The following is a 5,427-nucleotide window of genomic DNA, read 5'->3' on the forward strand; positions in this document are numbered from 1 at the left end:
GTGCCCTTAGTAGCTTAACCTGTTGCTAAAGGTACTCGTCTCGGTGATACCCTTGACTTGACTTCATTTCCTTATCTAATTTTCAAGGTGCGTTTTTCTCTTCACCGCTCATTGCGGCGACGTTTATTAATTTATCACACCCTAATGACAAATGCAAGCTTTTTTTAAAAAAAATTTTCTCTCTATAAGTATATGCTCAAAACCTCGACTGTAAAAATACAGATTCCATCTCAAAAAACAGAAAATATCGGACTTGCGAGAGGGTTAACACCTTCTCTTGACCGACGCTTGCTCTCATTCCCATAGCTGAAGCTTAGGGCCTTTCTCGCGCTCGAAAAGATATAACAAAAAAGACACCTTATCCAATTGATAAGATGTCTTGCAAAAGATCATCAGATCGCCCGAGTAGCAATATCAATCTCTAATGCCAATTGATCCCTGTACGTTTTCTCCTCTTCCTTATTCCAACCCAATTGATCTTTCATAAACCGTATGACAGGTTCTTGCCACTTTTTCATCCAATCGATATCAAACAGTAAACTACCTGTTCTACGAATAAAGAAATCTGCAGGAGTTGCAATCATTTCGTGCTCAATCCCATATTGAACCATACCATACACATCCAAAGGAAATCCATATTTTTCTGCCTCTTGTTTTCCATCATGAATGATCGCAAATACAGTATCCACATTGCTACCATAGAGTCTGGCCAGCTTCTCTGCTACTTCCTTATCTAGTCCAACCGACATCCCTTCAACTGTTTTCTTTTCAATAAAAGCCGGGAAATGGCCTGATCCCCCTACCTCACCACCTGAAATAGGAATCCGATCCGTATAACATGCTTGAAAACTTCTGCCTTCCTCCCGCTCCAACTCATGTGCTACCAAGTCTACTGTCCGTTCTGCCATTTTTCGATAACCTGTCAATTTACCTCCAGCAATGGTAATAAGACCAGACTCTGAATGGAATATTTCATCTTTACGTGATATCTCTGAGGGCGATTTCCCTTCTTCGTGGATCAACGGACGAATCCCTGCCCAACTTGATTCAATATCATCAGGTGTTAACTGGATGGCAGGAAACATATAGTTAGCCGCAGCCAATAAATAATCGCGATCTTCTTTCGTAATGCGTGGATGCTCCAGATCCTCGTGATAGTTCGTATCGGTTGTACCAATATAGGTTTTGCCATCACGAGGAATCGCAAAGCACATTCGACCATCTGGTGTATCAAAATAAACAGCTTGCTTTAAGGGGAAACGTGATTGATCGACAACCAAATGGACTCCTTTTGTCCAATGCAGATATTTTCCTTTTTTTGAACCATCCTTTTCTCGCAATTCATCACACCAGGGTCCTGTCGCATTGACAATCTTCTTGGCATAGATCTCATAAGTTTTGCCCGTAAGACGATCTCGTGCCTGAACTCCTACCAGTTTCCCATGATCATAGATTAAATCCTCCGCTTTCATATAATTAAAAGCTTTGACACCAAATTCAACGGCTTTTTTCATCACTTCCAATGTCAAGCGCGCATCATCTGTACGGTACTCCACATAATAACCAGATCCTTTCAAGCCATCCTGACGTAGCAATGGCTCTTTTTTCAGTGTTTCTTCTTTATTTAACATTTGACGACGTTCGCTTTTCTTTACCCCTGCCAAATAATCATACAGCCAAATTCCAAATGAACTGGCCCATTTTCCGTATGTTCCTCCTTTGATAATCGGAAGCAACATCCATTCCGGCTTTGTGACATGGGGACCATTTTCATATACAATGGCCCGTTCTTTCCCTACTTCTGCAACCAGACGTACTTCTAACTGTTTCAGATAGCGAAGCCCTCCGTGAACCAGCTTGGTTGACCGGCTCGAAGTACCTGCTGCAAAATCCTGCATTTCAATCAATACTGTGCGAATTCCGCGAGATTGGGCATCTAAGGCAATGCCCGCTCCTGTAATGCCTCCACCAATCACCAGTAAGTCTATTTCCTGCCGAAGCATCTCTTCGATTTCTTGCAGACGATTTTTTACTGAAAAAGACCGTTTCATTTTGACAGCCTCCTTGTTAAAAAATAAAAAAACCACAAAACCTCTTCAGCACCAAAGAGGTAATGTGGTTGATCTCCAAATCTCACCCTGATTAACTTGTCTTCACTTAAAAGTCCGTGTTGCATGCACTGCCTTTTTCCATCCATTATACAGCTTTTCTCTTGTTTTGTCATCCATCTGTACATGGAACGCTTGATCAATGGCCCAGTTTTCTGCAATCTCCTGTTTGTCTTGCCAAAAACCGACAGCGAGACCGGCGAGATATGCAGCACCCAAAGCAGTTGTTTCCAGTACTACAGGACGTTCAACTGGCACATCCAAAATATCGCTTTGGAACTGCATCAAGAAATTATTGGCTGTCGCTCCACCATCAACACGTAATTTCTTTAACTTGATTCCGGAATCCGCTTCCATAGAAGCTAATACATCTTTGGTTTGGTAAGCTAAAGACTCCAATGTGGCTCGAACAAAGTGAGCCTGTGTGGTGCCTCGGGTCAAACCAAAGACAGCTCCTCTAGCTTCCGAATCCCAGTATGGAGTTCCCAATCCCACAAAAGCAGGAACCACATATACTCCATCGGTTGAATTCACTTGTTTTGCTAACTCTTCACTATCTTTGGCATGTTTGATAATTTGCAAACCATCCCGTAACCATTGAATAGCTGAGCCAGCCACAAAAATACTTCCTTCTAGAGCATATTCCACCTTACCATCTAATCCCCATGCGATCGTGGTAAGCAGACCGTGATCGGAACGAACCGCTTTTTCCCCTGTATTCATCAACATAAAGCAGCCTGTCCCATACGTATTTTTCGCCATGCCGGGTTCAAAACATGCCTGTCCGAACAAGGCCGCTTGCTGGTCACCCGCTATTCCTGCTATCGGTACCTCTTCGCCAAAGAAAAGCGACTTTTCCGTTACCGTATACACTTCAGAAGAAGAACATACCTCTGGTAACATGGATTTAGGTATGGTCAATATCTCTAGTAACTCATCATCCCATTTTAATTCGTAAATATTATACATAAGTGTCCGGGAAGCATTCGAATAATCCGTTACATGTCTTTTTCCACCTGATAGCTTCCATACTAGCCAGGTATCAATCGTTCCAAAGAGCAGATCGCCTTTTTCCGCTTTTTCCCGCGCTCCTTGCACATGATCCAGGATCCATTTCACTTTCGTACCAGAAAAATAGGCATCGATCAAAAGACCTGTTTTATTGCGGAAGAGATCATTATAACCTTTTTCTTTCAGTTCATCACAGATATCAACAGTTTGCCTTGACTGCCAGACAATTGCATGATAAACCGGTAATCCTGTATGTTTATCCCAAACCACTGTTGTTTCCCTTTGATTGGTAATACCGATCGCTGCAATCTCTTTCGCAGAAACAGAAGCTTTGGCAAGAGCTTCTGAAATCACACTCTGTACTGATGCCCAAATCTCCATGGCATCATGTTCAACCCAGCCAGCTTGTGGGAAAATCTGCTGAAACTCTTTCTGGGCAATGCAAACAATTTCCCCTTTTTTATCAAAAAGAATGGCTCGAGAGCTCGTTGTTCCCTGGTCAATGGATAAAACATATTTCTTTTCCATCATGCCACCTCATTTCCAAATTATTGAACAATCAAATTATATACAACAGCAGCAAGGACACCACCAATAATTGGACCCACTACCGGAATCCATGCATAACTCCAATTGGAGCTCCCTTTTCCGGCAATAGGCAGAACGAAGTGAGCAATCCGAGGCCCCAGGTCACGAGCCGGGTTAATGGCATATCCCGTTGTTCCTCCCAAAGATAATCCAATACCCACGATCAGGAAACCCACAATAAGTGTTTTTAAACCATCTGCAAACTTCATCCCCTTGGCTCCCAAAGCAAGGAGTACAAATACCAAGACAAAAGTTCCAATTATCTCACTTAATAAATTGGCAAACGTATTTTTAATGGCTGGACCCGTCGAAAACACACCCAACTTCGCACCTGGATCTTCTGTTTCTTTCCAGTGAGGCAAATAGTGCAGCCAAACAACGACAGCACCAAGGAAAGCACCGATCATCTGAGCAGCAATATAGGTCCCTACCTGATCCCAGGGAAAACTCCCAGCAACAGCCAGAGCAATGGTTAATGCCGGATTCAGATGGGCTCCACTATAATTTCCTACCACATAGGCTGCGATCATGACCGCGAAGCCCCAACCAAAAGTAATCACAATCCAGCCAGAATTTTGAGAAAGTGATTTCTTTAACGTTACACCGGCACATACACCGCCACCAAAAACAATCAAAATCATCGTACCAATCAGTTCAGCTACAAACGGCGACATATAAAACCTCCCCATGCTATTGGATTTTTGCGTGATGAGAAGATAAAAAAAGAATCACTAATTATCCCTTTTTCTATTAAGGAAGGAAAAAAGGAACTAGTGATTCTCCAGATCTCATCACAACTATTAACTTGTCCATAATGAAAACGATTTCATTTATATAATAAATCAATATCGACAAAAATGCAACTATTTTTATTTAAATACACTTCCATAATTCTTTTGTAGATGTAGTAATGGCTACAGCACCTGCATTCAAGGCGTCTTCTGCTTCTTTCTTCGTCCGAATCAATCCACCAGCCAATATCGGAATTTGGATCTGTTCAGCCACTTCTTTGATAATATGAGGAATTACACCAGGCAATACTTCAATATAATCAGGTTGGAATGAACTAAGCAATCGATAACTGGTATTAAGAGCATGGGTATCCAACAAAAAAATACGCTGGACGGCGATCAGTGATCGTTTCTTCGCCATACTGACCACCGGTGTTCGTGTAGAAATAATCCCTGCTGGTTTAATGACTTGACATAGGAATTCGGCACCATATTCATCACCTTTTAATCCTTGAACCAAGTCCGCATGCAATAACACCTTTTTTTTATGACGATGGGCGAGTTGCATCAAAGATTGTAATTGAGCAATATGGCTATTTAACAAAATAATGTACTCAAAATCTGTTTTCATCAGTTTTTCAAAATCTTTAATACTCCCTGCAGCAGGTAAGATTTTTTGATTACAAAAGTGATTCATCCTGCTTCACCTCAATCATATGGAATCCTACCATCATCGATTTTTTTAGATACATACTATATCACTTTTCTCCTATTTAGCCAAAAAATCCTAGATATCAAACAGAATCATGAAAAAAGCCCCTCTACCGTGGTAGAGAGGCTTTTCGTGTTCCCTGAAAACTAAAGAGTGAGATGGCATGACCCAAGAAGTAAAGTTATTCGGAAATAAACTCCGTAGAAAGGAGGTGATCCATCCCCACCTTCCGGTAGGGATACCTTGTTACGACTTCACCCCAATCATCTGCCCCACC

The 5,427-nt window shown here is 41.8% G+C and carries 4 protein-coding genes and 1 rRNA gene; all 5 read right to left on the bottom strand.

Translation table 11 applies throughout. From position 1 onward, the window contains the following. Positions 1-392: 392 nt before the first annotated feature. On the bottom strand, positions 393-2,051 hold the full coding sequence (locus BMZ78_RS18050) for a glycerol-3-phosphate dehydrogenase/oxidase (protein WP_093231777.1): 1,659 nt from the start codon (positions 2,049-2,051) through the stop codon (positions 393-395). 102 nt (positions 2,052-2,153) lie between these two features. Continuing rightward, entirely contained in the window at positions 2,154-3,647 is a 1,494-nt protein-coding gene (gene glpK, locus BMZ78_RS18055) for a glycerol kinase GlpK (protein WP_093231778.1), read from the bottom strand. 20 nt (positions 3,648-3,667) lie between these two features. Continuing rightward, positions 3,668-4,381 (bottom strand): MIP/aquaporin family protein, encoded by a 714-nt coding sequence (locus BMZ78_RS18060; protein WP_139203368.1) that lies wholly within the window; start codon positions 4,379-4,381, stop codon positions 3,668-3,670. 199 nt (positions 4,382-4,580) lie between these two features. Further along, on the bottom strand, positions 4,581-5,135 hold the full coding sequence (locus BMZ78_RS18065; protein ID WP_093231780.1) for a glycerol-3-phosphate responsive antiterminator: 555 nt from the start codon (positions 5,133-5,135) through the stop codon (positions 4,581-4,583). Between the two features lie 219 nt (positions 5,136-5,354). Further along, positions 5,355-5,427 (bottom strand): 16S ribosomal RNA (locus BMZ78_RS18070); the annotation flags it as partial.

It is taken from the genome of Thermoflavimicrobium dichotomicum (genome assembly GCF_900114055.1).
In the GTDB taxonomy this organism is placed as follows: domain Bacteria; phylum Bacillota; class Bacilli; order Thermoactinomycetales; family Thermoactinomycetaceae; genus Thermoflavimicrobium; species Thermoflavimicrobium dichotomicum.